Here is a 24,501-nt window from a genome sequence, read left to right as displayed (position 1 = left end):
GCATGCGTTCGCGGACCACCGGCGTGCCGTCCCAGTCCGTGGTGTCCACGAAGTCATCGGCGCCGTCGACGCCCCAGCCGTCGGCGACGGCGCGGTCGTACTGGGCCACCGCCGCACGCTCGAGCCCGGCGGGGGCGTCGGCCCCCAGCGACGCGGCGACCGACAGCATGAGCCTGGCCCACTCCAGGGCGTGGCCGACGGTGGCACCGTAGGGGCGGACCGGGTGCGCCGGCTGGTCGCGGTGGTAGTCGAGCAGCGGCTTCCAGTCGCCGTCGAAGTGCTCCGGGATGCGCCACCCGTTGGCCTGCGCCCAGCCGGCGACGCGCGCCACCGTGCGACCCGCCCGTTCGTGCCAGGCGCGCTGGCCCGTCACGTCTCCGGCGGCCAGGTACGCCTCGACGGTGTGCCTGTTGGCGCGTCCCGTGGCGAGCCCCCACCGACGGACGAGTACCAACCGCCATGCCACCGATCCCGGAAGACGTCGTTCAGGCTGCGCACACCGTGCTCCGCGAGCCGGAGCAGCCGGACGGCCCGCGCGGCGAAACGGAGCAGGTCTGCCCGCTGCGCCGCGAGGAATGCCGACTCCTGCGGCGTCATCCCGGCTCCCAGGTGACGTCCAGCTCGCCCCCCGCAGCGAGCAGGCCCACCAGGTCCGCGTCCGCCACTGCGTCGGCGGCTGACCCGTGGATCGTGAACGTCGTGCGCTCTCCGGGGAGCAGCAGCCGGAGCTGCCCGTCCACACGCGCGTCGCTGAGCTGGGGGGCGAGCTCGGCGAGGAGGACGAGGTCGCGGACGAGCGACCGGGCCGCCACGGTGACCTGAACCCGGTCGGGTCCGCGGGACACCTCGACCACGGACAGGCTCGCACGGAGATGGGTCAGCTCCAGGTCGGGCCTGATCCATCGAGCTCCGCGCACCGCGTCGACGTCGACGACCACCACCGCAGCCCCACGCAGGCTGCCGCCACGCGGCACGCCCGCCGGGGCGACCACCAGATGGTCGTCGGCGGGAACGACGCTGTCGATCCGCTGCTCGTGCAGCGCCCCGCCCGCCTCGTCCAGCACGCGAAGCGTGCCGGCCACCTCCCAGTCCTGCGGGAGGTCGTTGACAAGGGTGAGGCCCCAGGTGTCGGCGGCGGCGGTCGGGATCACCGCACGCGGTGCCATGACCTCGGCTGCGGCGTACCAGGCGAGCTTGCGCCGACCGGCGACGTCGAGCACTGCCCAGGACTGTGCGGGCCAGCAGTCGTCCAGCTGCCACCACAGAGCGCCCGAGCACAGATCGTGCAGTGAGCGGAACCGGCCCACGGCGGCGCGGAGGGCGCGCGCCTGGACCAGCTGGGTGGCCAGGTACCAGCCGCGCCCGTCGGTCGGTAGGTGCGGAACGTGGTCGGCCACGGCCCGGGCCAGCGCCGCACGCCCGTCGGGATGCTTCTGCAGGCGACGGAGGTCGGGGTCGTCCCCGGACCTCGGCTCATGGCCGATCGCGCGCACCAGCGTCGGCCACGACGCCGGCGCCTGCCAGCCGAACTCGGAGGCGAACCGCGAGGACTTGTCGTCGAAGGCGGTGTAGTCCAGCCGGTTCCAGGTGTCCCAATGATGGGTGAGGCCCTGTGTCGGGTCGTTCGGGTGCGCGTGCGTGTCGGGCGAGAACGGCGAGCCAGGGACGTAGGGCCGCGCAGGGTCCAGGGAGGACAGGACGCCGGGGATCACGTCGTAGTACAGGCGCGCTCCCCACGCCCCGTCGGGGCCGAGGACGTCCTGCCAACCCCAGTCCCGCCAGCCCCACAGGTTCTCGTTGTTGCCGCACCACAGGGCGAGTGACGGTCGGTGCCCCACCCGGACGACGGCGTCCTCGACCTCCCGTCGCACTCGCGCGGCCTGGTCGTCGTCCTCCGCATAGGCCGCACAGGCGAACCCGAAGTCCTGCCAGACCAGGACGCCGAGCTCGTCGCAGACGTCGAAGAAGTCGTCGGACTCGACGACCCCCCCGCCCCACACCCGCAACAGGTTCGCTCCGGCTGCCGCGGCCTCGCCGACCAGCAACCGTGCACGCTCGCGCGTCACCCGTTCGGGCAGCACGTCGGGCGGGACCCAGTTGAATCCTCGGGCCCACACGCGCGCACCGTTCACGCGCAGCTCGAAGCTCCGCCCCCCGGCGTCCGGCTCCTGGACGAGCTCGACCCGGCGGAAGCCCACTCGACGCGTCACGCGGTCCACGCCCGACCCGTCCGCGGCCAGCAGGACGATCTCGACGTCGTACAGCGGCTGCGAACCACGCCCCGCCACGTCCCAGCGCTCGGCCCCGGGGACCGGGAGGTCCAGCTCACGAGCAGATGCCTCGACCGGCACCTCGACCTCGACGAGGGTCCGCCCACCTCCTGCGGCCGCCACCCTGACCGAGGCGGCTCGCGCGTCGCCTTCGACGACGACGGTGCCTCTCAGCACCGCCCCCCCGTCCCAGGTCGGCGCCAGGAGAACACGCGCGAGCCCGGCCGAGTGCGCACGCTCGACCTGGGCGGCGCGCCAGAGCCCCGCGGTCGCGGTGGTGGGCCCCCAGTCCCAGCCGAACGAGCAGGCCATCTTGCGCACCTGGTTGTACGGGATCTCGTACATCTCCGCGCGTGGCAGGGGGTGAGCCCGCTGAGCGGCGCGGATCGCCGGGAGAACCGGGTCCACCTGGACCTCGACCGACCACGCACCAGGCGCATCGTCGACCCCGAGGTCCACGACCCACCGGTGGAACATGTCGTCGGTCTGGGCGACGTCGCGACCGTCCACGCGCACGACCCCGAGCGTGTCGACACCTTCGAGCACGACCCGCACTCGCGCGCCGTCACCGGTCTTGGGCACGGTGGCCCGGTAGGCCCAGCTGCATCCCGACGCCCACGCGACGTCTTCTTCGCGCCCGTCGACGGTCACGTCGCTGGCCAGGCCCGCGGCGATCAGCGTGCCGAGCACGGAGCCGGGCACCGTGGTCTCGAGCCCGGCCCGCAGGACCGGAGCCAGCGCCTGCGGGACGTCGGAGTCCGCCGAGACGAGGTGCAGCGTCCACGTGGTCAGCTGCCGCCGCTCCACCGCCCGGGCCACCCCCGCGGTGGACGGGGCGGTCACTTGACCGCCCCAGCCGTCAGACCGCGGTAGATCCATCGCTGCAAGAAGACGAACGCTATGACGGTCGGGACGATGACCATCACGGTCGCCGCCGTGATCAGCTCCCACTGGCCGCCGTACGGTCCCTTGAACCGGAACAGCGATGTGGAGATGAGATTCTGCGAGGGCAGATAGAGGAAAGGCAGGTAGAACTCGTTGTAGATGGCAATCCCCTTGATGATCGCTACCGTGGCTATCGCGGGCTTGAGCAATGGCAGGATGATCCTCCAGTAGATGGTCCACCGGTTGGCGCCGTCGAGCATCGCGGCCTCGTCCAGCGCCACCGGAATCGACTGCATGAACTGGATGAAGATGTAGATGGCAATGATGTCGGTACCCATGAAGAGCAGCACCAGAGCAGCCTTCGTGTTGTAGAGGCCGAGCCCGGAGATGATCTGGAACGTGGCCACCTGACTCGTCACGCTGGGGATCAGGGTCGCCACCAGGAACATGGCCATGACCAGCTTCCGTCCGCGGAAGTCGAACCGGTCGATGGCGTAGGCAGCCATGGTGCCGATGATCACCGTCCCGGTCAGAGATATCGCGAGGACGATCGTCGTGTTGATGAATCCCGACACCATGTCGCTCTTGACGGCGGCGTCAATGAAGTTCTGGAAGTTCAGCCAGTTCTCAGGGGGCGCAAGGGGGCCGGTGGTCGCATATTCCTTCTTTGTCTTGAAGCTAGCGAAGAGCACGACCGTCAGCGGCAAGAGGACCACGAACGAAGCGCCGATCAACGTCGCGTACTTGACTGTGCCGGCGACCGTGCGCTTCATACGAGATCCACCTTCTCGTCGGGGAAGACTCTTCGCTGGATCCACGTCACGACGAGGACGATGACCAGGAGGACGACGGCCATCGCTGACGCCAGGCCGACCTGTCGGTACTGGAAAGCCGTCTGGATCGTCTCGATCACGAACGTCGACGTGCCGTTCGCACCGGACGTCATGATGTATGGGATCTCGAAGACTGAGAGGGACCCGGAGACCGCGAGGATGAACGACAGGCCGATGATGCGTCGGATCCCGGGGAAGATGATGTAGCGGAACTGGCGCCAGCGGCCCGCGCCGTCGAGCTCGGCGGCCTCGTAGAGCTCGCGAGGGATGGATTGGATGGCGCCCAGGAAGAGCACGAAGTTCAGCCCGGTGTACCGCCACACCGACGTACCGGCGAGCGAGTAGTTGGCGATCGACGCATCCCCGAGCCACTGCGGAGGGCTGGAGACCCCTACCCACCCGAGCACGGTGTCGAGCGTGCCTCCCGGCTGGAAGAGGTAGAGGAACACGAACCCGATCGCCACACCGTTGATGAGGTAGGGGAAGAACAAGATGCCGCGGAAGAGGTTGGAGAACCTGGTGCTGAAGCTGAGCACCGTCGCGAAGTACAGGGCGAGGGCCATCTGGACGAAGGAGCCGACGAAGTAGTACAGGCTCACGCCGAAGACCGCGAAGATTGACGGGTCGGTGAACACCTCGACGTAGTTCCTCAGGCCGACGAAGCTGTCGACCGGGCCGAAGCCCGACCACTCGTTGAGGCTGTACCACACCATGTTGGCCGCCGGCAGGTAGGTCAGCAGGACCAGCAGTGCGAACGCGGTCGCCACGAAGAGGTAGGGAGTCAGGCCGCGTACCAGTCGCCGCGTTCGCGGACCCTGCCCGCGCCGCCGGCCACGCGGGCGCACGGGTCGGCGCCCCCGCACAGCGATCGGTTCCTCGGCACCGGACCTCGCCAGCGAACCGTTCGACACGATCGACATCGAAGCTCCAAGAGTCGGACTGACGTGCGTACCGCAGCGCACGCCCCGGTGTCGCCCTGCGCGAGATGACGACACCGGGGCGCGCCGGGTCAGGAGGCGAGCTCCTGGACGGCCTTGGCCCACCTGGCATTGAGGTCGGCGAAGAACGACGCCTTGTCACCGGACGCCTGGCCTCGCGCCACGTCGACGAGCTTCTGGCGGTAGATGTTGCCCCAGACGTCGACCTTCGACTTGTCGGCGACCGAGTTGAGCAAGCCTTCCTCACCCGCGGGTGCCGGAGCCGGTTCGATCAGGGTGACGTCGTTGTCCGACAGGCTCGCGAGGTTGGCCGGCAGGGGCGCATCCTTGAGTGCGGAAATCATTCCTTGCGAGTCCGTGAAGCCTGACTTCTGCAGGAGGAAGTCCATCCAGGCACGCGCAGCGTCCTTGTTCTTGGAGTTGACGTTGATCGCCAGGTTGTAGTCGCCGCCGATGGTGGCGTACTGCTTGCCGTCCGGGGCGGTGGCCGGGAAAGCCATGAAGCCGACGACGGACGGATCCACGCCTGCGTCCTTCGCGGCCGCCTGGAACTGAGAGATCGCCCAAGAGCCGAGCACCATCGTCGCGATCTTGCCGGTGGCGAAGTCTCCCTTCGACTGCTCCCAGTTCGTGGTGAGCGGGTCCGACTCGGTGAGCCCCTTCGCCACGGCGTCGAAGAGCAGCGAGTCGATCACGTACACGTCCTTGCCCGGGGTCCAGGGCGCCGGGTCGTGGGCCATCTCGTTCTGCGCGTTGACGTCACCGGAGATCGCGCCGACGTTGCTGAACCACTGGCCGCCCAGCGGCCAGCCGTCCTTGTAGTTCGTGTAGAGCGGGATCGCGCTTGTCGAGGCCTTGATGGCTGCCAGGTCCGCGAGGAACGCGTCGGGCGACGTGGGCAGCTCGGTGATGCCGGCGTCCGCCCAGACCTTGGTGTTGTACAGGACGCCGTTCGCGTTGCCTCCGAGCGCGATCCCGTACTGCGTGCCGTCGTAGCTCGCGGGGGCCTGGAAGCGGTACGTCGCGGCCAGGTCCGAGACCGACCCGAGCGGCTCGAAGAACGTCTGGAACTCGTTGGCGGGAACCGACGGCGGGATCATCAGCACGTCGCCGTAGCCGTTGGGCGTGCTCATCCTCGTACGCACGTCGTCGGCGTAGTTGGTGATGCCCTCGACCTTCACGTTGACATTCGGGTAGGTCTTCTGGAACTCAGTGACGTAGCCGTCGAAGGTGCCGTCCTGCTGCAGGTCCGTCCTGTTCGTCAGGAAGGTGATCTCGCCGGCCGGGCCCGCATCCGCCGACGACGAGCCGGCCGCCGACGAACCCGGCGTGCTCACGCCGCCGCACGCCCCGAGCCCGAGTACCAGTCCGGCCGCGACCGCAAGTGCAGCCGTGTTCCGCATCCTCATCGATGTTTCTCCTGTCCGTACCAGACCACCGCTGCCACGCGGGGGGCCGCCGACCGTGGCGACTGCCTGTACTTTAACGTTTAAGGCGAGGCTGACAAGGGTCGTGTACTTAAACGTCACAGTCGTTACGTGATCGTTACCCCTGCCCCGACGCGTCCCCGCTCCGGGCCGCGCGCAGTGGCGGCCCGGCATCGCGCGTCCCTAGTTGCCGGCCGGGACCTGGGCGAGGCTCCCGCGGTCGACGAGCGTGGCGGTCGAGGGCGTCAGGCCCACGGCGTCGCCGCCCTTCACCAGGTCGAGCAGCGCCCGGGCCGCGGCGACGCCATAGGCGGACACGTCCCGGCTCAGCGCGCTCAGCGGAGGCTCGGCGAGTTGGCACAGCGGCGAGTCGTCCCAGGCGAGGACCGAGAGGTCCCGCGGGACCTGCAGGTCCCGGCTGCGAGCCGCGCGGACGGCGCCCACCGCAGTCAGGTCGTTGTCGCAGATGATGGCCGTGGCCCGGGGCTGGGCATCGAGCATCCGGTCGCAGGCGCGTGCCCCTGAGTCCAGGGAGTAGTCGGTGTGGATCTCGCACACCACCTCGATGCCGAGCTCCCGCGCCGCCGCACCGATCGCCTCGGACCGCACCCGCGTGTGGACGAACCGGTCGGGACCGGCAAGGTGCGCGATCCGCCGGTGGCCGAGGTCGGCCAGCTTGGCGACGGCCGCCCGCGCAGCGCCCGCATCGTCGCTGCCCACCGCACACAGCCCCTCCGCGAAGGCCGGGTCACCCACGACGACCGCCGGCAGCTCGAGCTCCTTGAGGAGGCCCAGGCGCGCGTCGCTGCGCTCCAGGTCGGTCAGGAAGATGCCGTCGACGCGATTGGCCGACCACCACTCGCGGTAGGTCTGCAGGACCCGTGCAGGGTCAGCGGTCACCTGCAGGAGCAGTGCGTAGCCCTCCTCGGAGATCACCTGCTCGATACCTGCGACGAAGGCCATGAAGAACGGTTCGATCCCGAGCACGGCGGGCTCGCGGGTGATGACCAGCCCGACGGTCGAGGTCCCGCCTCCCCGCAGGGCTCTGGCGGCGGCGCTCGGCATCCACCCGATCTCGCGCGCCACCTGGAGAATCCGCGAGCGAGTCTCCTCCGACACGCCGGGCCGACCGTTGAGCGCGTACGACACGGCGCCTGCAGACACGCCCGTCCGCTCGGCGATCTCCGCGATCGTCGGCCGTCGCACACCGCGGCTGGCCATGTGCCCCTCCTCATGTCGAGCGGGTCGGCCGCTCGCTGGACGTCACCATAACGCGGGCCGGACCGCGCCCACGCCCGGCACCCCGTGGCAAGATGTAACGATTAAGTAGGAAGGTTCTCCCCCATGGCAGAGACTGCAGTCACGACCACGCCACGCGCACTCCCTCCGGGCGCCTTCCACGCGATGACGTGGGGCTGGACGGGCGTCCGAGGCACCTGGACGTCTCCAGCGGCGAAGGCGTCGATGGACGCGATGACGACCGTGCATCCCACGTGGGTGGTGCTCGCCTACGCAGCCCTGCAGGACACTGCGCAGTCGACGCAGATCCACTGGCAGGACGCTCCCGCACTCACCGACGACGACGTCCGGTCAGCCGTCGCTCAGGCACGGAGCCTCGGGCTGAAGGTGTGCCTGAAGCCGACGGTCAACGTCGCGGACGGCACGTGGCGCGCCCACATCGGGTTCTTCGACCGCGACGTCCCCGGTGAGCCCACGTGGGACGAGTGGTTCGACTCCTACGACCGCTACATCCTGCACCACGCACGCCTCGCCGAGGAGCTGGGCGCCGAGATGTTCGCGATCGGGTGCGAGCTGGTCAGGGCCGACGCCCAGGAAGGTCGGTGGCGCCGCCTTGCCGCCCGGGTGCGCGAGGCCTACTCCGGTCCGATCACCTACAACTGCGACAAGTACCAGGAGGACCGGCTGACGTGGTGGGACGCCGTCGACGTCATCAGCTCCTCCGGGTACTACCCCACCGGGACCTGGGACCAGAACCTCGCACGCATCCGTGCCGTGGCGGAACAGCACGCCCAGGAGTTCGTGTTCCTCGAAGCGGGCTGCCCCAGCCGGGACACGTCGCCGCAACGCCCCAATGACTGGAGCCTTCCCGGCACGCCGGACGAACAGGCTCAGGCGGACTACCTCGAGGAGATGTTCACCGCGCTGGCCCGAGAACCGTGGGTGCGTGGCGTGGCGCTGTGGGACTGGCCGCCGGAGCTGTACCCGCCGTCCCAGGCTGCCACCAACGGCGACTACTGCGTGTACGGGAAGGTGGGCGCCGCCGTCGTGGCCCGGCACTTCGCCGACGCGGGCGCGTCCACTGCGGTGTGATCACTTCCGTGACCACACCGGTGACGATCTCCGGCCGGCTGGACAGCCGCCTCGAGACCGCGCTGACGACGCGATGGCCCCACGGGCTCAGCTAGACGGCCGACTCGACCCGCTCCTCTCGCATTGCCGCGGCAGGCGCGGTGTCCGAGAGCTGCCGCGCCTCGATGAACAGGCCGAGCACCGCGCCGAGGAGCACCACCGGTACGGCATACAGGTAGATGGGTGGCAGCGCGGTGCCGAAGGCGTCGGCGATGGCCTGCTGCACCTGGGCAGGCAGGGTCCCCAGCACCTCCGGCGTGAGCGAGCTCACTCCCCCGCCTCCGACGGGGTGACCGGCCAGCGGACCGCTCGCGAGCTGCGTGGTGAGGCGGTTGACGAAGATCGACCCGAACACCGCGATGCCGAGCGAGGCACCGATCTGCCGGAAGTAGTTCTGCGCCGACGTCGCCGCGCCCAGCACGCCGTGCGGGACACTGTTCTGCACGATCAGGGTGAGGTTCTGCATCGCGCCACCGACGCCGAGCCCGAGGATCACCATGGCCAGTGCGAGCTCCCAGTACGGTGTGGCGACCCCGATCTGCCCGAGCAGCAGCAGCCCCCCGCCCGCAACAGCCGCGCCGGCCACCGGGTAGACGCGGTACTTGCCGGTGCGGGTGATCGCGTGCCCGGTGAGGATCGACGACGTCAGCATCCCCAGGACCATGGGGATCATCATCAGACCCGAGGCCGTTGCGCTGACTCGCTGGACCATCTGCAGGTAGGTCGGCAGGTAGGCGACCACGGCGAACATCGAGATCCCGATGGTCACGCCGGCCGCGGCCGGGAAGACGAAGTTGCGTTCCCGGAACAGCGACAGCGGGATGACCGGGTGCTCGGCGCGCTTCTCCACCTGGACGAACACGACGGCCGTCACGACGATCACGACCGCCAGCCCCAGGATCTGAGGGCTGCCCCAGGCGTAGGTGTTCCCGGCCCAGCTCGTCAGCAGGACCGCGGCCGAGGAGAACAGGGCCAGCAGCGTCGTACCCGCGTAGTCCAGGCGCGGACGCTGCCCCGTCGGCTTGTGCAGGTGCAGGGTCACGAGCACCGTTGCGAACGCCGCGATCCCGAGCGGCAGGTTGATGTAGAACACCCACCGCCACCCGACGCTGTCGGTGAGGTAGCCGCCGAGCAGGGGACCCGCGATCGACGCGAGGCCGAACACGCTGCCCATCAGGCCGGCGTACTTGCCGCGCTGACGCGGCGGGATGATGTCGCCGACGATCGCCTGGGCGCCGATCATGAGGCCGCCGCCGCCGATGCCCTGCAGACCGCGGAACGCGATCAGCTCACCCATGTTGTGCGCCGCGCCGGACAGCGCGGATCCGACCAGGAAGACGGCGATCGCGAACAGGAAGATCGGCTTGCGGCCGAACAGGTCGCCGATCTTGCCGTAGATCGGCAGGCCGATGGTGCTGGCCAGGAGGTAGGCGGTCACCACCCAGGACAGGTGCTCGAGCCCGTGCAGGTCGCCGACGATCGTCGGCAGCGCAGTCGCGACGATGGTCTGGTCCAGTGCGGCGAGCAGCATCGCGAGCATGAGGCCGACGAACGTCCACGCGAACTGCCGCTTGTTCCGTGCGACGTCCTCCGGGTCGGGGAACGTGCCGGCGCCCTCGACGGGCTGGCTCATGGGCGGACCTCCTGGGGCCGTGCGCGGGGTGGGAGAGAATTGCTTGACTCAGTCTACTGTTGAGCGAGTGAGGTATTCTAGTCGAGTGCTGGCGCAAGAGAACGACGTCGCAGTGTCTCGCCGACTCGCGCGCACGTTGATCGTGGTCGGCGAACGGATCAAGGGCGCGTTCGCCGAGGCGATGGACCAGCTCGACCTGCCCGTCCCGCTGGCCCGCACGCTGCTCGCGCTGGAGGAACCGGAACCGATGGGCGACCTCGCGTGTCACCTGCGGTGCGACCCCTCGCACATCACGGGGATCGCCGACCGCCTCGAGGAGCGCGGTCTGGTACGACGGGTCGCCGGGCACGACCGGCGTGTCAAGCTCCTGGAGCTCACGGCGGACGGCGCCGCGATGCGCGACCGGATCATCGCGGTCGCCACCGCGAGCTCACCGACGGCCCGCCTCGACCAGGCCCACCGTGTGGAGCTGCTGAGCCTCCTCGAGCAGCTCGTCGACGAGCCGATCGGGGCGTCCCACCAACCCTCGTGACGACGGTCCGCGGTCGTCAGCGGCGTGCGGCCGCGGCGACGGGCCGGCCGCGGTCCCGGAGCCGACGCAGCGTCTCCAGGCGCAGGACCACCGCCCAACGGCGCAGCTCTCGCTCGTCGATCGGCTTCTCCGCCCGCTCCGTCATGCACGCCAGCGTGCATGACGGTGCATGAGGCGATGATGAGAACAGTCGATGGCGATCGCCGTTCCCTGACAAGATCGCCGCGTGACTGTCGCCGGCCGACGCCGAGCCCTGGCGAGGCGCCGGCGCGGCGCGCTCGCGGTGCTCGCGGTCGCCGTGGCGCTCGCCGTGACGATCCCACCGGCGGTGGCCATGACGACCGCACAGCGCACCGATGCGCTGGCCCGTCGGGCGGCGGCGACCCTGGACGCCGCGGAGCGGGGTGTCCGCGTCACCACGAGCTCGGCGGACGACGCCGCGGCACAGCTCGTCGGCGGCGACGCCGTCCTGCACCGGCTCCTGGGCGACGTGCCGGTCCTCACCGCACGGCTGACGTATCCGCTCGACGCCCGCACCGCCCCGGAGGCCGACCCGGACCGCAGCGTCGTCCTGGCCCACCTGCCCGACTGGGCGCAGCAGGTGGTCGTCACAGGTCGCGCGCCGCGGCCCGGCGATCCCCTCGAGGTGCTCGCCCCCCAGGTCTCCGGGCTGGCCGCTGGCACCGAGCTCCTGGTGGGCAGCGCCGAGGTACCCGTGCGCGTCGTGGGAACGTGGCGACCGGTCGACCCGCACGACGCCGTGTGGTTCGCCGACCCGGGCCTGGGTCGCGGAACGATGACCGGTCTCAAGGATGCCGTGGGCCCCCTGCTCACCGCCGACGAGGCGGCCGTGGACCGGGCCGCTCGACGCCCGCTGGTCCGCTGGACCGTGGTGCCGTCGCTCCAGGGCCTGTCAGTCGCACAGCTCGCGCACCTGGCGACCGCGCTCGACACGGTGCCCGGGGCCCTCGACGACGCCGGGCTCCTGGTGCAGGGCGCCACCATCGACGCGCGCGGCGGCGCGAACCTGGCCGAGATCACCGACGCTGCGACCAGCTCCCGACGCACGGCGCGCTCCGCGGTCGGAGCGGGGGCCGCCGCAGGAGTGGCCGGGGTGTGGGCTGCGGCAGCCGCGCTCGCCGCAGCGACCCGCCGCGAGCGCACGCTCCTGCTGGCACGAGGCGCCCGACCGGTGGCGCTGCTCGACCGGGAGGCTCCCGGCGTGCTCGCCGCCGCGACCCTGGGGGGCGTGGTCGGCTGGCCCAGCACCGTGGCAGCCGGCTGGCCGGCGTGGTGGGCGGCTGCGGCGGCGCTCGGGGGTGCCGCAGCGACGCTCGGCCCCGTGGCGCGACGCCTGCCCGTCGACCGTGGCCGGATGAGACCGGGCGCGGCAGCCACGACCGCGGTGCTGGCCGTCGCGACGGGCCTGACGACCTGGGACGCGACCCGGTCCGGAGAGGGAATCGGCGTCGCCGCCCCAGCGCTCCTGCTGATCTGTGCAGGCCTGGTCGGGGGCCTGGCCGCGCCGATGCTGGCAGGGGCGGCGGCCCCGGTGGCTCGCCGCGGACGCGGTCTGGTCCCCGTCCTGACCGCGCGCAGCGTCGCCCGGTCCTTCGGACCCCTCCCCCTCCTCGCCGCCCTCGTCGGGGGCGCCGTCACGTACGCCGCATCGACTCCCCGTACCGGCGTCGCGACGGGCTGGGCAACCGCCGCCCTCGGCGCGACGCTCGTCGCAGTCCTGGCGTCCGGGTGTCACGCTGCGGCGGAGCGGGAGTCGCGCCGCGCCGAGGACGTCGACCTGGACCGGCTGACCGTGCGACGTCCCGTCCGCGCGGCTCGCCGGGTCGCGCAGGGGGCGGCCCTGGTGGTCGCCGCGGGGACGGGCACGCTGACGGCCCTGGTCACCGTGGGTCTGGTGGCGCCGTGACCTGGGCACGACTGCTGCTGCGGCACCTCCGGCTCTCCGGCACGCGCTGGGGGGTGCTCGCGGGCGTGGTTGCGCTGGCCTCGGCGCTGACGATGCTGTGGCCACGGTGGCTGGACACCACGACCACGCACGAGCTGCGCAGCGACCTGGGATCGGCGTCGCGGATCTTCGTCGACCCGGCCGCGGCGCCGCGCGCCGTGATCCTCCTGCCGCCTCCCGACGGTGCCGCAGGTCGGTGGACCTCGCAGGATGCGTGGCGGGTCGTGGACGCCGCACTGACGCGCGACCGGGCGTCGCTGCCCGAACCGCTGCGGGGGCTGCTGGGCGCCCCGCAGTACCAGCTGACGTGGCAGGGCCTCTCGGCCCGAGACGCGAGCGTTCCCGATCGCGGCCTGATGTACGTCCAGCCGGCGAACGCGCCCCAGCTGCTCGAGCACGTCCGGATCGTGGAGGGGCGCGCCCCGGCCCAGGAGCCACCCGCGGTGGACGGCGTCGACCGGCTCGAGGTGGCGATGTCGGTGGAGTCCGCCGACCAGATGCGCTGGAAGGTGGGAGACGTGCGCGGGGCCCAGCTCGAGGACGCCGAGGGACTCCCCGTCGACGTGGTCCTGGTGGGGACGTTCACCCCCGACGACCCGCACTCGAGCTACTGGCAGAACGCCGCCACCCTGCTGCACCCGACCTTCTCCGGCACCAACGACACCGGCCTCATCGTGGGCGTGCGGGGCCTGATCTCCCCCGGGGCAGGCCTCCGGACGATGTCGGCGCTGCTCCCTGCGATCGCTCCGGACTCGACCCGGTTGTGGTTCCCGCTGCGCACCGACCACCTCGAGGCGCGCGAGGCCGCGACGGTCGCCCATCAGCTACGGACCGAGCTCCGCGGGGTCTCCGACGGCGGCGGAACGGTCACCTTCACGAGCAACGCACCCGAGCACATCGACACCGTGCTCGCACGGGCACGGACCGCGACGACCGTGCTCGGCATCGCTGTGGCCGCACCGGCCGGGGTGCTGCTCGCACTGCTGGCGCTGGCCGCCCAGGTCGTGGTCGCACCCCGGCGCACCGCCCAGCGGCTCGTGGCTCTGCGCGGTGGCACCGTGGCTCAGCACCGCGCGCTGCTCGGGACGGAGGCGGCACTCGTGAGCCTACCCGCGGCGGCCCTGGGAGGGCTGGCCGCGCAGGCGCTGATCCCGGTGGACGTCTCGCCGTGGTGGTGGCTGGCCCCTGGGCTCCTGGGCCTCGCGCCGGTCGCGGCTCTGGGGACCGGGTCACCCACACCCCGGTCGGCGGCGGCCCCCCGGGTCGCGGTCGAGGTCGGCCTCACGCTGCTGGCGGCGGCCGCGGTCATCGAGCTCGTGGTCACCGGGCCCGGTGCGGCCGGGGCAAACCCCCTCGCTGTGCTGGCCCCGCTGCTGCTCGCGGTGCTCGTCGCCCTGGCGTGCGTCCGGCTGGTCCCCCGGTTGCTCGCCCCCCTCGCCCGGCGGCTGCGGGACCGCGACGACCTCGTGGACCCGCTCGGCGCCGCGCTCGCCGCCCGGCGCACCGCACCGCTGACCGCGACGGTCGCCACCGTCGCCGGCACGGCCGTCGCGCTGCTCGGCGTGCTGGTCACGTCGACGATCGACGCTGCCCGCACGGACGCCGCCCGGGCCGACGTCGGGGCCGACGTGCGGGTGACCGGGTACCTCGACGGGGACCAGGTGGAGGCATTGCGCACCCTGCCCGGCGTGGCGGCGGTCGCTCCCGTCGAGACGTCCACGTCGGTGGCGGTGCAGTCCGGGGACTCGCACCTGCTGGTACCGCTGTACGCCGTCGGGCCGGAGCTCGCGGTCGTGCAGCGCGACGTCCCGGGGGCCGTGCCCGTACCTCCCGTCGGCGGCCTGATCGCCTCGTCCGAGACGCGGCGGCACTCCGGTGACGCCGTGGTGCTGGAGACCGCGCCGCACGTGCCGCTCACCGTCACCGCGACGGCGACCGCGGCACCCGGGCTCACCGGGTCCCAGCGCTGGATCGTGGTGAACCGGGCCTCCCTGGTCGACGTCACCACCCACCTGGACGTCACCAGGGCGTTCCTGGCGCTGGAGCCGTCGGCCGACCCGGAGGCCGTCGCCGCCGCCGTCCGCGACGTGGCCGGCCCGGCGGCCACCGTGGACGCCGCCCACACCCGCCTCGAGCAGCTGCGCAGCGCCGCCACAGCCACGGCCATGAGCGTCGGGATCGGCGTCGTGGTCGCCGCCGGCCTGCTCGCTGCCATGCTCGCGGTGGCCCTGGCGCTCGCGGACCGCTCCGCGCGCCGCACCCGGGTGGTCGCGGTGCTGCGGACGATGGGGCTGCCGTCACGAGCCGAGGTCCGCCTCGTGCTGTGGGAGGTCGCGCCCGTGGTCGCGGTGTCGGTTCTCGCAGGCGTCGGGCTCGGCTTCGCCCTGACCGGGCTGCTCCTGGCGAGCACCGACGTGCGACCCTTCACGGGGGGCGCCGCGCAGCCCGGTCTGGTGGTGGACCCGGTCGCCCTGACCGGTGCCGTGGTCGCCGTCGTCGCGGTCGCCTGCGTGGCGGTGGCCGTCTCGGCGTTCGCTGCAGCCCGCCGCAGCGCCGCCGTCGTCCTACGGGCCGGGGAGGACCGATGATCGTCTGCGAGGACCTCGTGCGGATCTACCGGGGGGACGGGGTCGAGGTACAGGCCCTGCAGGGTCTGACGCTGCGGGTCGACGAGGGCGAGCTGGTCGCCGTGGTCGGGGCGTCCGGGTCCGGCAAGTCCACGCTCCTGGCCATCCTGGGCGCCCAGGACCTGCCGAGCGCGGGTCACGCCCGCGTCGCCGGGCGGGACCTGGCGGCCCTGGACCGGCGCGGGCGCCAGGCCTACCGCCGCAACGACGTCGGCTTCGTGTGGCAGCAGACCGGCGAGAACCTCGTCGACTACCTGTCCGCCGCGGCGAACGTCGAGCTGCCGATGCTGCTCGCCGGGGGCCGGGGTCGCCGGGAACGTCGGCGACGCGCCCTGGAGCTGCTCGACCTGCTCGAGGTCGCCGACCTGGCCGACCGCCGACCGCAGGAGATGTCGGGGGGGCAGCAGCAGCGCGTAGCGCTGGCGATCGCGCTGGCGAACGCCCCACGGGTGCTGCTCGCGGACGAGCCCACCGGGCAGCTCGACGAGGGCACCTCGGCCGAGGTGCTCGAGGCCATCCGCACCGTCAACACCGAGCTGGGGGTCACCGCGCTCGTGGTCACCCACGACCGAGCGGTCAGCGACCATGTCTCACGCACCGTGCAGATCCGTGACGGCCGGGTGTCCGGCGAGGTCGTCCGGCACGGCACCGAGCACCACCTCGCCGAGGAGTTCACGGTGCTCGACAAGGTGGGCCGCCTCCAGCTCCCCCAGGACTACGTCGAGCGGCTCGGGCTCGCCGACCGGGTCCGCCTCACGCTGGAGCCCGACCACGTCCAGGTGCACCGGGGCGACTCCGATCGGGCGGACGACGACACGGCGGACGACGGCCCCGGAAGCAGACCCCGGTCGGACGGGAGGCACCGACGATGACCGCGACGCTCGAGGCGATCGAGGTCTCCCGGACCTTCACCTCACCGGCGGGGCCGGTGCACGCGGTCGCGCAGGCCAGCCTGGCGGTCGCCGCCGGTGAGCTCGTGGCGGTGCGTGGGCGCTCCGGGTCAGGCAAGACCACGCTGCTCAACCTCATGGGCGGTCTGGACACGCCGACCGCCGGCAGGGTGCTGGTCGACGGCGTGGACCTGGCGACCCTGAACCCGGCGGCACGCCTCGCGCTGCGCCGCGAGCGGATCGCCTTCGTCTTCCAGTCCTTCGGCCTGCTGCCCGAGCTGACCGCGCGGGAGAACGTCGAGGTCCCGTTGCGCCTGTTGCGAGTGCCGGGCCCGGAACGCGACGACCGTGTGGCCGAGGCCCTCGAGGCGGTCGGTCTGACCCGGCACGCGCGCCAGACCCCGCCTCAGCTGTCCGGCGGCCAGCGCCAGCGCGTGGGGCTGGCCCGGGCGGTGGTGGCTCGCCCGGCGGTGCTGCTCGCGGACGAGCCGACCGGCCAGCTCGACTCGGCCACCGGGTCGGAGATCATGTCGCTGCTCCAGGACCTCGCGCACACCCACGGCATGGCCGCCCTGGTGGCCACGCACGACCCGCTGCTGCTGCGCAACGCCGACCGGGTGCTCGGGATCCACGACGGCCGACTGGCCGAGCCGGCGCGCTGACCCCGACGTAGCCTGGCGCGATGGGACGGGGCGACCTCGTCGAGGTGGCGCTGGTCGAGGACGGCGACAGGACGCGCGAGGGACGCCCCCGGCGCGGGCACCGAGCGGTAGGCGCTCTGGTGGTCCTGCTGCTCGTCGGCGTCCTCCTGGTCGACGGCCACCGGGCTGCGGACCTCGCGGCCCGGACCGCTGGCGCCGTCGGGCTGAACGGCTCCCTGGCCACTGCACCGGCGGTGGCGTGGCGGGCGGCGGCCGGTGCCGTGCTCGGCACGAGCGGGGACCTCGTGGTGCTCACCGACCCCGGGCGCACGCGGCTCAGGGCTCTGACCGCGGCAGACGGTGCGGTGCGGTGGGACGACCCGCTCCCCATGCCGCGGGCGTCCTGCGACCTCATCGGTTCCCCCGCCCTGGTGGTGTGCAGCGGAGCCGCGACCGGCCAGGGTCGCGGCACCGAGGTCGTGGTCCTGGCGACGGCCACCGGCAAGCAGCTGCGCACGCTGCGGTGGCCGGGCACTGCCGCGATCAGCACCTGGGTGGGCGATGACCTCGTCCTGGTCGGCAGCGACGACCAGGGAGCGATGATCGCCCGGCGGTGGTCGCCCGGGGACGGGCGCACGGTCTGGTCGTTCCGGAGCCGCGCGGACGTCGTCGGCCCGGTTCCGACGGTGTGGGACCACGGCACCGGGTGGGCCCGGGTCACGAGCCGGGGCCGCGCGGCCGTCTCGCTCGCGACCGGTGAAGCGGTCTCGCCGGACGCGCCCGGCGAGGCACTCCCCCCGGCGGCCCGGGTGGTGGGCGGCTGGGTCCCGGCCGTGGCACCGGACGGTGCGGACGTGGCCCGGTCCCTCGCCGGCGCCGAGGTCCCAGGGCGTCTCGTCGCGGTCCCGGCGACCGACTCCACCGGGCTCGACCTGCCGCTGGTCGCCTCCGACGGGACACTCGCCAGGTTGGGGCCGGACGCTCGGGCCCGCTGGCGCCTGCTGACCCCGGCCTGGACGAGCGTCGCCCCCGCCCCGGTCCTGGCGGTGGACGGAACCCTCGTGGTCGCCGTGGGCGACACCCTCCTGGCTGTCGACGCCGCCGACGGGCGCACGCTGTGGCGCGCGGTGATCGGAGTGCCGGGTGCGCATGCTGCCGCCACCGACGGGCTCGTCGTGGCGCACCTCGAGCGCGCGCTCCACGGGCTCGACCTCGTCGCCCGGCGACCCGGGTCCGGCGCGGTGGTCTGGCGGGAGCACGTCGTCGACGCACCGAGCGGACGCTTGTTCCCGGGCCGGACCCTGCTCCTGGCGACGGGCGATCAGCTGCTGGCCCTGCGCACGACGTGAGCCGTTCAGAAGATCCGACGCGCCCAGGCCGCGATGTACTCCAGACCCGCGCCGAGGACGGCCAGCGCCACCCACCCGATAACGGGACTCATGTGCACATGTTCTCGCCGGACGCGCTGGAGCGCCCGGCAATCCCCTGTGACACAGATCACAAGGTTGGGGCGCGGCGCCTCGGCGGCGTGACCGGCCGCGCAGCCGTCAGGCGGCGTAGGCCATGACGCCGACCCCCAGGGCGGCGGCTGCGACCGTGAGGACCACCGAGCCGAGCGCCGTCAGGGCTGCGCGTCGCAGCTCACCGGCCTGGAGCAGCCGGACGGTCTCCACCATCGCGGTGGAGAAGGTGGTGTAGCCGCCGCAGAAGCCGGTCATCGCCGCGGTGAGCCAGGGCCCGGCGACCGCGTGGTAGAGCTGGGCACCGGCGAGCAGGCCGATCACCAACGACCCCGTGACGTTGACCACCGCGGTCGCGATCGGCAGGCCCTGCGCGACCCGGTCACGCACCAAGCCGTCGACGACGAACCGGGTCGCGGCTCCCACCCCCCCGAGCAGCGCGACGAGCGCCAGGGTCACCCCGGTCATGACGCCGGCCCCCGCAGCGCACGCCGCGGCCGCAGCCGCGCGCCGACCACGACCCCGGCGGCGCACGACGCCAGGCCGAGCACCACGGTGGCCGCCGCATATCCCACGGCCACTCCGGTCGAGCCGTCCGCGAGCAGGCGCTCGATCTCGAGCGCCAGGCTCGAGAAGGTTGTGAACCCACCCATCGTCCCGGTGCCCAGCGCCAGCCGGACCAGCCGCGCCCGCGGGGTCTCCGGACCGCGCCGGAGGAGCGCCTCGAGGAGCAGGCCGAGCAGGAAGGATCCCACGAGGTTCGCCGTCATGGTGCCCAGCGGCCATCCGTCGACGGCCCCCACTGCCGAGCCGAGCAGGCCGCGGGCGACACTCCCCACCGCCCCACCGGCCGCGACCGCCAGGACCAGGCCCGGGTGCAGGTGCGGCCGCGTGCTCACGCGCGTGACCCTACCGGCGTCCGGATTGCCTGGTCGCGTCGGTCCCGCTACCGTCGGGGCCGACCCGACGAGAGGAGCACGACCGTGGCGTACGCCCCGTTCGGTCGCCCCTCCTCGGTGCGCCCCTGCCGCCGCAGCTGTCTGTAGAGCGCTGGGCACACTTCCGCGACCTCGCGTCGCGGCGTCCAGCGCTCGCGCCCCGGCCCCGGGAAGTCAACGGCCCCGCTCGCCGTTACCCCTCATGGCGCAGCCGCGCCCCGCATACCGAAGGACTCTCATGGCTCGCATCTTCGACGACGTCACCGCACTGATCGGCAACACCCCCCTGGTCCGCCTCAACCGGCTCGAGAACAACGGCGCCACGGTGGTGGCCAAGCTCGAGTTCTACAACCCCGCCAACTCGGTCAAGGACCGGATCGGCGTCTCGATCATCGACGCCGCCGAGGCGTCCGGCGCCCTGCCGCCCGGCGGCACCGTCGTCGAGGCGACGAGCGGCAACACCGGGATCGCGCTGGCCATGGTCGGGGCCGCCCGGGGGTACCAGGTGGTGCTCACCATGCCCGAGTCGATGTCCAAGGAGCGGCGCGCGCTGCTGCGGGCCTTCGGCGCGGAGCTCGTCCTGACCGCTGCGGGCGAGGGCATGCAGGGCGCCGTCGACCGGGCCGAGCAGATCGCCGCCGAGCGACCGGGCGCCGTGCTGGCCCGCCAGTTCGCGAACGAGGCCAACCCCGCGATCCACCGCCGGACCACGGCGGAGGAGATCTGGTCCGACACCGACGGCGAGGTGGACGTCGTGGTCGCCGGCATCGGCACCGGTGGGACCATCACGGGTGTCGGCCAGGTGCTCAAGGAGCGCAAGCCCGGGATCCAGATCGTGGGCGTCGAGCCCGCCGAGTCGCCGATCCTCAACGGCGGCGCACCGGGGCCGCACAAGATCCAGGGCATCGGCGCGAACTTCGTGCCGGAGATCCTGGACACCTCGATCTACGACGAGATCATCGACGTGGATGGTGAGACGGCCGCTGCGGTCGCCCGCCGCACCGCCCGCGAGGAGGGTCTGCTCGTCGGGTTCAGCTCCGGCGCAGCGATCGAGGCCGCCCACCGGCTGGCCCAGCGACCCGAGAACGCCGGCAAGCTGATCGTCGTGATCGTGCCGTCCTTCGGTGAGCGCTACCTGTCCTCGGTCCTCTACTCCGACCTGATGGACTGACCGTGGCCGCACTGCGTCGCTTCCTGGGGGTCCTGCGCGAGGACCTCCAGGCGGCGCGCGACCGGGACCCGGCCGCGCGCTCCATGCTCGAGATCGCCCTCGGCTACCCGGGCGTCCATGCGATCTGGGGTTACCGGATCGCACACCGGATGTGGCGCGAGCCGGCACTGCGGCTGCCGGCTCGGTTGCTGTCCCAGCTGGTGCGCTCGGCGACCGGAATCGAGATCCACCCGGCCGCCCAGCTCGGCCGCCGGCTCTTCATGGACCACGGGATGGGCATCGTCGTCGGGGAGACGGCCGTGGTCGGGGACGACGTCGTGATGTTCCACGGCGCGACCCTCGGTGGTGTCTCCATGAAGCACGGCAAGCGGCACCCGACGCTCGGTGACGGCGTCGTCGTCGGGGCCGGTGCGCGCGTGCTGGGTCCGGTCTGGGTCGGCGACGGCGCGAAGATCGGCGCCAACGCGGTCGTGGTCAAGGACGTGCCCGCCGGCGCGACAGCGGTGGGCGTACCCGCCGTCATCCGCAGGCGGGAGCACTCCGGAAACGGGCAGACCCGGCAGCTCGACGTGACCTCGCCGGACCACATCCGCGACCCCGCCCTGGACGTCGACCCGGCGATCTGGATCTGAGTCCTCTCAGTCGTCCGGCCACCACAGTGCGCGCCCGAGCACCACGCGGGCATCATCGGGGTCGGGGGGCGCCGTGAGTGGGCAGCCTTCGCGGCGCAGCCCCTCCAGCGCCTCCCGACGCCACGCCCGGGGCGGGCACCCTGCGGCGTTGACCACGCGCCACCACGGCACCCCGGCCCCCGCGCGTGCGAGGACCGACCCCACCTGGCGGGGCCCGCCGACGCCCAGCCGGTCGCGCAGCACCTCGGCCACCGAGCCGTAGGTCACCGCGCGACCGGGCGGCACCCGGGCGACCAGATCCAGGACCGCCTCGAGGTAGTCCTCCGGGGTGACCTCAGGTGCGCTGGACCAGGACGAGGCCACGGTCGTCCCCCTCCCCCGTGTCGAGGGCTGCCAGCAGGTCTGCCGCACCGCCCCGGCCGGTGGTGATGAGCTGCTCCACCGTGCCCATCAGACGGTCGATACCCAGCTCCAGGTCCCGCTTGGGGCTCTCCACCAACCCGTCGGTGTACAGCAGCAGCGTGTCACCGTGCTCCAGCGCCCCGTGCCGGGCCGCGAAGGACGGTGCGGCCACCACCCCCAGGACGGGACCGCCGGTTCCGCGCACCACCTCCAGGCGACCGGTGCTCCGGTGCAGGTGCAGGGCAGGAGGATGACCGGCGTAGGTCACCCAGTACTCCCCCGTGCGCAGCTCGACGGCGAGGTGCACGGCTGTCGCGAAGCCCTCGTCCCAGTGCTGGTCCAGGAGGTAGGCGTTCGCAGCCGGCAGGAACGACGCGGGCGGCATGGCCCCCAGCAGGCCGCCGAACGCGCCCGACAGCAGGAGCGAGCGCACCCCGGCCCGCTGCCCCTTGCCGGACACGTCGACGAGCACGATCTCCAGGAGCGGACCGTCCGCGCCGCGTGCGGCGACCACGAAGTCCCCGGAGAAGCCCTCCCCGTAGGCCGACCGGACCAGGGACTCGACCCGCCAGCCCTCCGGGAGCTCGGGGATGCGGCCGTGCTCGGCGATGCGGTCCCGCAGGTCGACCAGCATGAGCTGGCTCGGCGCACCTTGGAGCCCGAGCCGCTCACGGCTGCGCACGAAGAGGAGACTCGCCACGGTCGCGACACCCAGGACGACGATGGTCCCCGGCGTCAGCTCCGGCGTCCAGCCGGGCAACCCGATCACCGCGATCTCGACCCCGATGGCGACCGCGAGCGTGGCCATCGCGACCCGCCGCAGCACGACGACCGCACCGAGGAGCACCAGCAGCATGGTCGCGGGCGGAACCCAGTCCGGGATCGCCGCGATCCCGGCGGCGACCAGCACGGACAAGGCCACCAGCAGGGTGCCGAGCACGGGCTGTCCGGTCAGCACCCGAGGTGTCCGCCCGGACGCCAGCCGGACCCGCGCCGCCAAGGTTCTCCCAGCGCGCCTCGCCCTGGGCCGTGTCGCGGGCGCGGTCATGCACCGAGGCTACCCGGGGGGCGGCACGGGTCCGCGACACCGCCCGGCGCGGCAATTCCTTGGGCACGGGCCCGGACGACCACCACGATGGGCCCATGACCCTGCCCCCTGGCTATCGCATCGTCGACGTGCCCGCCGAGTCCGCCCGTGAGTGGCTGGTGGCCGACGCGTGGGCCTTCCCCGGAGACATCGACCCCGACACCGCCCTGGAGTGGCCGTCCGCGCTGGACTGGACCCGCACCCGTGGCGTACGCGCGGACGACGGCGAGCTGGTCGGCACGCACGCCTCGTTCGCCTACCACGCGCTCCCGGTGCCCGGCGGCCGGGTCGCCGCGGCGGGCCTGACGTGGGTCGGGGTGCACCCGGGCCACAGACGGCGAGGCCTGCTCCGCGCGATGATCACCGATCACGTGCGACGCAGCCTCGACCGCGGCGAGGTGCTCTCCCTGCTGTTCGCGGCGGAGCCCGCGATCTACGGCCGGTTCGGCTACGGGCTCGCGGCCCACCAGCTGCGCCTGACCATCCCGCGGGGAGCCGCGCTGCGCGACGTCCCGGGGGCAGACGACGTCCGGATCCGACTGGAGACCGTCGACCCTGAGCGCCACGGCGCGGCCGTCGCCGCCGTGCACGGCTCCGTGGACCGGCCGGGGTGGACCGCACGCGAGTCGGCCCCCCAGGCAGTGGCCTTCCTGCACGACCCGCACCAGCTGCGGGGCGGCGCGGAGCCGATGCGGATCGCGCTGGCGGAGCGTGACGGCGTCCCGGTGGGCTACGCCCTGCTGCGCAGGAAGATCGACTGGCAGCGAGGCGGGCCGCGCGGCGTGGTCCGGGTGCGGGAGATCTGCGCACCGGAGCCGGCGGTGGCGCGCGCGCTGTGGGGTGTCCTGGTGGACCTGGACCTGACGTCCAGCGTCGAGGCCGGCTGCCTTGCGGTCGACGACGCCGTCGTGCACCTGCTCGTGGACGTACGCGCCGCCCAGCCGGACTGGCAGGACAACGTGTGGGCTCGCGTGCTGGACGTGCCGGCGGCGCTGGGTGCCCGGCGCTACGCACGCGACATCGACGTGGTCCTCGAGCTCAGCGACACCCTGGTGCCCGCGAACGGGGGACGGTGGCGGCTGGCCGGCGGCCCGGACGGCGCCGAGGTCACCGCCACCCGGGCCCGGGCCGATCTCGCCCTGGACGTCCGGGAGCTGGGCGCCGCCTACCTGGGCGGGGTCTCGCTGGCCGCACTGGCGAGCGCCGGCCTGGTCACCGAGCGCAGGGCCGGTGCGCTGCTCCCGGCAGCGGCCGCGTTCGGGTGGCCGGTGGCGCCGGTGGCCAGCTTCGTCTGGTGAGCGTGTGGGCAGTCGTGCCGTTCAGCGCGCCGCTTCGTAGCCGGCCAGCAGGTCGATCCGGCGCTGGTGCCGGGGGTCGCCGCTGAACGGCTCGGCGAGGAACGCGTCCACGAGGGCGGTCGCCTCGTCCAGCGAGTGCTGCCGCGCGCCGATCGCCACGACGTTGGCGTCGTTGTGCGCCCTGGCCAAGGTCGCCGTGTCCAGGCTCCAGGCCAGCGCCGCACGCACCCCGGCCACCTTGTTCGCGGCGATCTGCTCGCCGTTGCCGGAGCCTCCGATCACGACGCCCAGGCTCCCCGGGTCGGCGACCACGGCCTCCCCGGCCGCGAAGCACACCGGCGGGTAGTCGTCCTGCGCGTCGTAGCTGGCGGCACCGTGGTCGACCACCTCGTGGCCAGCGGCCTCCAGGTGCTCGACGAGGGCGGACTTGAGCTCGAACCCGGCATGGTCGGCGGCGATGTGGATGCGCATGCCACCATCCTGCCGCACCCGGCGGCCCGC

General features: G+C 72.8%; 23 protein-coding genes and 1 pseudogene. 10 read left to right on the top strand and 14 right to left on the bottom strand.

Annotated elements, in window-relative coordinates; all coding sequences use genetic code 11:
* Window positions 1–28: 28 nt before the first annotated feature.
* The 7 genes and pseudogenes from Q6348_RS08705 to Q6348_RS08675 form a co-directional block, all read right to left on the bottom strand.
* Window positions 29–373: pseudogene (locus tag Q6348_RS08705) on the bottom strand (AGE family epimerase/isomerase); the annotation flags it as partial.
* Window positions 370–597 (bottom strand): hypothetical protein, encoded by a 228-nt coding sequence (locus Q6348_RS08700; protein WP_304600904.1) that lies wholly within the window; start codon window positions 595–597, stop codon window positions 370–372. The pseudogene Q6348_RS08705 and the gene Q6348_RS08700, both read right to left, overlap by 4 nt.
* A complete protein-coding gene (locus Q6348_RS08695) occupies window positions 594–3,113 on the bottom strand; it encodes a glycoside hydrolase family 2 protein (RefSeq protein ID WP_304600903.1) in 2,520 nt (839 codons plus the stop codon). Before Q6348_RS08695 ends, Q6348_RS08700 begins: the two co-directional genes overlap by 4 nt.
* Window positions 3,110–3,928 carry a carbohydrate ABC transporter permease gene (locus Q6348_RS08690; RefSeq protein ID WP_304600902.1) on the bottom strand — a complete coding sequence of 273 codons (819 nt, stop codon included), beginning with the start codon at window positions 3,926–3,928 and terminating at the stop codon, window positions 3,110–3,112. The genes Q6348_RS08695 and Q6348_RS08690 overlap by 4 nt, the downstream gene beginning before the upstream one ends.
* On the bottom strand, window positions 3,925–4,908 hold the full coding sequence (locus tag Q6348_RS08685; RefSeq protein WP_304600901.1) for a carbohydrate ABC transporter permease: 984 nt from the start codon (window positions 4,906–4,908) through the stop codon (window positions 3,925–3,927). The genes Q6348_RS08690 and Q6348_RS08685 overlap by 4 nt, the downstream gene beginning before the upstream one ends.
* Window positions 4,909–4,997: 89 nt before the next feature.
* Window positions 4,998–6,335 (bottom strand): ABC transporter substrate-binding protein, encoded by a 1,338-nt coding sequence (locus tag Q6348_RS08680; RefSeq protein ID WP_304600900.1) that lies wholly within the window; start codon window positions 6,333–6,335, stop codon window positions 4,998–5,000.
* Window positions 6,336–6,536: 201 nt separating this feature from the next.
* A complete protein-coding gene (locus Q6348_RS08675) occupies window positions 6,537–7,574 on the bottom strand; it encodes a LacI family DNA-binding transcriptional regulator (protein ID WP_304600899.1) in 1,038 nt (345 codons plus the stop codon).
* A 123-nt stretch (window positions 7,575–7,697) separates the two neighbouring features.
* Between Q6348_RS08675 and Q6348_RS08670 the strand changes: the two genes are divergently transcribed.
* Window positions 7,698–8,684, top strand: coding sequence for a glycoside hydrolase family 113 (locus tag Q6348_RS08670; protein ID WP_304600898.1), 987 nt, complete (start codon window positions 7,698–7,700; stop codon window positions 8,682–8,684).
* Between the two features lie 91 nt (window positions 8,685–8,775).
* Here the strand turns inward: Q6348_RS08670 and Q6348_RS08665 are convergent, their stop codons facing one another.
* On the bottom strand, window positions 8,776–10,356 hold the full coding sequence (locus Q6348_RS08665) for an MDR family MFS transporter (RefSeq protein WP_304600897.1): 1,581 nt from the start codon (window positions 10,354–10,356) through the stop codon (window positions 8,776–8,778).
* Between the two features lie 112 nt (window positions 10,357–10,468).
* Here Q6348_RS08665 and Q6348_RS08660 point away from each other — a divergent pair, with 112 nt between their 5' ends.
* Window positions 10,469–10,888, top strand: a complete 420-nt coding sequence (locus tag Q6348_RS08660) for a MarR family winged helix-turn-helix transcriptional regulator (RefSeq protein WP_304600896.1) — start codon at window positions 10,469–10,471, stop codon at window positions 10,886–10,888.
* Between the two features lie 16 nt (window positions 10,889–10,904).
* Here the strand turns inward: Q6348_RS08660 and Q6348_RS08655 are convergent, their stop codons facing one another.
* Window positions 10,905–11,033, bottom strand: a complete 129-nt coding sequence (locus Q6348_RS08655; protein ID WP_304600895.1) for a hypothetical protein — start codon at window positions 11,031–11,033, stop codon at window positions 10,905–10,907.
* Window positions 11,034–11,114: 81 nt separating this feature from the next.
* Between Q6348_RS08655 and Q6348_RS08650 the strand changes: the two genes are divergently transcribed.
* From Q6348_RS08650 to Q6348_RS08630, 5 genes are read left to right on the top strand one after another with little or no spacing between them, the layout of a single operon-like run.
* The gene (locus tag Q6348_RS08650; RefSeq protein WP_304600894.1) at window positions 11,115–12,815 is read left to right on the top strand and encodes a hypothetical protein; all 1,701 of its coding nucleotides are present in this window, start codon (window positions 11,115–11,117) and stop codon (window positions 12,813–12,815) included.
* Window positions 12,812–15,442 (top strand): ABC transporter permease, encoded by a 2,631-nt coding sequence (locus tag Q6348_RS08645; RefSeq protein ID WP_304600893.1) that lies wholly within the window; start codon window positions 12,812–12,814, stop codon window positions 15,440–15,442. The genes Q6348_RS08650 and Q6348_RS08645 overlap by 4 nt, the downstream gene beginning before the upstream one ends.
* Complete coding sequence (locus tag Q6348_RS08640; protein WP_304600892.1) at window positions 15,439–16,353, top strand: ABC transporter ATP-binding protein; 915 nt, start codon at window positions 15,439–15,441, stop codon at window positions 16,351–16,353. Before Q6348_RS08645 ends, Q6348_RS08640 begins: the two co-directional genes overlap by 4 nt.
* A complete protein-coding gene (locus tag Q6348_RS08635; protein ID WP_304600891.1) occupies window positions 16,350–17,033 on the top strand; it encodes an ABC transporter ATP-binding protein in 684 nt (227 codons plus the stop codon). The genes Q6348_RS08640 and Q6348_RS08635 overlap by 4 nt, the downstream gene beginning before the upstream one ends.
* Window positions 17,034–17,053: 20 nt before the next feature.
* Window positions 17,054–18,361 carry an outer membrane protein assembly factor BamB family protein gene (locus Q6348_RS08630; protein ID WP_304600890.1) on the top strand — a complete coding sequence of 436 codons (1,308 nt, stop codon included), beginning with the start codon at window positions 17,054–17,056 and terminating at the stop codon, window positions 18,359–18,361.
* A gap of 198 nt (window positions 18,362–18,559) precedes the next feature.
* Here Q6348_RS08630 and Q6348_RS08625 read toward each other — a convergent pair whose 3' ends face one another.
* Both Q6348_RS08625 and Q6348_RS08620 read right to left on the bottom strand, forming a co-directional pair.
* Window positions 18,560–18,940: a fluoride efflux transporter FluC gene (locus Q6348_RS08625; RefSeq protein WP_304600889.1), complete on the bottom strand. Its 381-nt coding sequence runs from the start codon at window positions 18,938–18,940 to the stop codon at window positions 18,560–18,562.
* Window positions 18,937–19,371 (bottom strand): fluoride efflux transporter FluC, encoded by a 435-nt coding sequence (locus Q6348_RS08620; RefSeq protein WP_304600888.1) that lies wholly within the window; start codon window positions 19,369–19,371, stop codon window positions 18,937–18,939. The genes Q6348_RS08625 and Q6348_RS08620 overlap by 4 nt, the downstream gene beginning before the upstream one ends.
* A 277-nt stretch (window positions 19,372–19,648) precedes the next feature.
* On the opposite strand from Q6348_RS08620, the gene cysK reads away from it, so the two are divergent.
* Both cysK and cysE read left to right on the top strand, forming a co-directional pair.
* On the top strand, window positions 19,649–20,581 hold the full coding sequence (gene cysK, locus Q6348_RS08615; protein ID WP_304600887.1) for a cysteine synthase A: 933 nt from the start codon (window positions 19,649–19,651) through the stop codon (window positions 20,579–20,581).
* 2 nt (window positions 20,582–20,583) lie between these two features.
* Window positions 20,584–21,213, top strand: coding sequence for a serine O-acetyltransferase (cysE, locus tag Q6348_RS08610; RefSeq protein WP_304600886.1), 630 nt, complete (start codon window positions 20,584–20,586; stop codon window positions 21,211–21,213).
* Window positions 21,214–21,219: 6 nt separating this feature from the next.
* Here cysE and Q6348_RS08605 read toward each other — a convergent pair whose 3' ends face one another.
* Complete coding sequence (locus Q6348_RS08605) at window positions 21,220–21,576, bottom strand: MGMT family protein (protein ID WP_304600885.1); 357 nt, start codon at window positions 21,574–21,576, stop codon at window positions 21,220–21,222.
* On the bottom strand, window positions 21,548–22,663 hold the full coding sequence (locus Q6348_RS08600; RefSeq protein ID WP_304600884.1) for a PP2C family protein-serine/threonine phosphatase: 1,116 nt from the start codon (window positions 22,661–22,663) through the stop codon (window positions 21,548–21,550). Before Q6348_RS08600 ends, Q6348_RS08605 begins: the two co-directional genes overlap by 29 nt.
* 95 nt (window positions 22,664–22,758) lie before the next feature.
* On the opposite strand from Q6348_RS08600, the gene Q6348_RS08595 reads away from it, so the two are divergent.
* Window positions 22,759–24,000 (top strand): GNAT family N-acetyltransferase, encoded by a 1,242-nt coding sequence (locus tag Q6348_RS08595; protein ID WP_304600883.1) that lies wholly within the window; start codon window positions 22,759–22,761, stop codon window positions 23,998–24,000.
* A gap of 21 nt (window positions 24,001–24,021) precedes the next feature.
* Here the strand turns inward: Q6348_RS08595 and Q6348_RS08590 are convergent, their stop codons facing one another.
* Window positions 24,022–24,471, bottom strand: coding sequence for a ribose-5-phosphate isomerase (locus tag Q6348_RS08590; protein ID WP_304600882.1), 450 nt, complete (start codon window positions 24,469–24,471; stop codon window positions 24,022–24,024).
* Window positions 24,472–24,501: the final 30 nt, after the last annotated feature.

Origin of the sequence: Actinotalea lenta, from assembly GCF_030586465.1 — a bacterium.
GTDB classification, from domain to species: domain Bacteria; phylum Actinomycetota; class Actinomycetes; order Actinomycetales; family Cellulomonadaceae; genus Actinotalea; species Actinotalea lenta.
This window is presented reverse-complemented; position numbering and strand designations above follow the sequence as displayed.

Excerpts from the sequence above, each read along its gene's own strand:
- Q6348_RS08700 (WP_304600904.1), bottom strand. The coding sequence starts at position 597 with ATGACGCCGCAGGAGTCGGCATTCCTCGCGGCGCAGCGGGCAGACCTG.
- Q6348_RS08690 (WP_304600902.1), bottom strand. The coding sequence starts at position 3,928 with ATGAAGCGCACGGTCGCCGGCACAGTCAAGTACGCGACGTTGATCGGC.
- Q6348_RS08685 (WP_304600901.1), bottom strand. The coding sequence starts at position 4,908 with ATGTCGATCGTGTCGAACGGTTCGCTGGCGAGGTCCGGTGCCGAGGAA.
- Q6348_RS08680 (WP_304600900.1), bottom strand. The coding sequence starts at position 6,335 with ATGAGGATGCGGAACACGGCTGCACTTGCGGTCGCGGCCGGACTGGTA.
- Q6348_RS08675 (WP_304600899.1), bottom strand. The coding sequence starts at position 7,574 with ATGGCCAGCCGCGGTGTGCGACGGCCGACGATCGCGGAGATCGCCGAG.
- Q6348_RS08670 (WP_304600898.1), top strand. The coding sequence starts at position 7,698 with ATGGCAGAGACTGCAGTCACGACCACGCCACGCGCACTCCCTCCGGGC.
- Q6348_RS08665 (WP_304600897.1), bottom strand. The coding sequence starts at position 10,356 with ATGAGCCAGCCCGTCGAGGGCGCCGGCACGTTCCCCGACCCGGAGGAC.
- Q6348_RS08655 (WP_304600895.1), bottom strand. The coding sequence starts at position 11,033 with ATGACGGAGCGGGCGGAGAAGCCGATCGACGAGCGAGAGCTGCGCCGT.
- Q6348_RS08640 (WP_304600892.1), top strand. The coding sequence starts at position 15,439 with ATGATCGTCTGCGAGGACCTCGTGCGGATCTACCGGGGGGACGGGGTC.
- Q6348_RS08635 (WP_304600891.1), top strand. The coding sequence starts at position 16,350 with ATGACCGCGACGCTCGAGGCGATCGAGGTCTCCCGGACCTTCACCTCA.
- Q6348_RS08630 (WP_304600890.1), top strand. The coding sequence starts at position 17,054 with ATGGGACGGGGCGACCTCGTCGAGGTGGCGCTGGTCGAGGACGGCGAC.
- Q6348_RS08625 (WP_304600889.1), bottom strand. The coding sequence starts at position 18,940 with ATGACCGGGGTGACCCTGGCGCTCGTCGCGCTGCTCGGGGGGGTGGGA.
- cysK (WP_304600887.1), top strand. The coding sequence starts at position 19,649 with ATGGCTCGCATCTTCGACGACGTCACCGCACTGATCGGCAACACCCCC.
- Q6348_RS08600 (WP_304600884.1), bottom strand. The coding sequence starts at position 22,663 with ATGACCGCGCCCGCGACACGGCCCAGGGCGAGGCGCGCTGGGAGAACC.
- Q6348_RS08595 (WP_304600883.1), top strand. The coding sequence starts at position 22,759 with ATGACCCTGCCCCCTGGCTATCGCATCGTCGACGTGCCCGCCGAGTCC.
- Q6348_RS08590 (WP_304600882.1), bottom strand. The coding sequence starts at position 24,471 with ATGCGCATCCACATCGCCGCCGACCATGCCGGGTTCGAGCTCAAGTCC.